This is a genomic window from Rickettsia endosymbiont of Culicoides newsteadi, from assembly GCF_002259525.1.
Lineage (GTDB): Bacteria > Pseudomonadota > Alphaproteobacteria > Rickettsiales > Rickettsiaceae > Tisiphia.
Map to the genome: position 1 here is coordinate 1 of NZ_MWZE01000190.1, position 557 is coordinate 557.

Consider the following 557-nt stretch of genomic DNA (forward strand, 5'->3'; position numbering starts at 1 on the left):
TTTGGAGTATGACTCAATTACCGATTTTGATCCCTACTTCCCTACATTGTTACAAAAATTGTAGGGTACTATGGGCTCAGGGTCAATAGATAAGTTTTGGTAACATAGATTTATTAACTGCTGCTCGGCTATTGGTAGTTCCAAGTATGCACAAATAGTTACAAAATATCTTATAGTTTCCTTAACTATTTTCAGTGCCTTTTCTGGGGATTTAGCCCTTATTGTTTGTAGGTTGTGAATGCGGTCAAATAATTTAATCAATGCCACGTCAAATCTCTTTTGTTGAGATAATAAATCCAAAGTATCTTTGGAGCTAATCTTACCGTAAGACTTGTTCCTTGTTAGAGCTTCCACTTGGCTAGCAACTTGACTACCAAAAATTCGAGCTATCATCTCTTCAGTAAGTATTGTATCTTCGATCGTATCATGCAGTAAGCTGGTATAGCACTTAACATAGAGGTTAATATAAGTTATAATGATGATAATGAATAAATTTAATAATAGCAATATGGCGACAGCATACAGTTACGATTTACGTTCTAGAGTTATAGAACATT

1 protein-coding gene is annotated in these 557 nt (G+C 34.3%); it reads right to left on the reverse strand.

Annotated features, from left to right (window positions below; translation table 11 throughout):
* Nucleotides 1-33: 33 nt before the first annotated feature.
* A complete protein-coding gene (locus RiCNE_RS07210; protein WP_410525754.1) occupies nucleotides 34-507 on the reverse strand; it encodes an HD domain-containing protein in 474 nt (157 codons plus the stop codon).
* Nucleotides 508-557 lie beyond the last annotated feature (50 nt).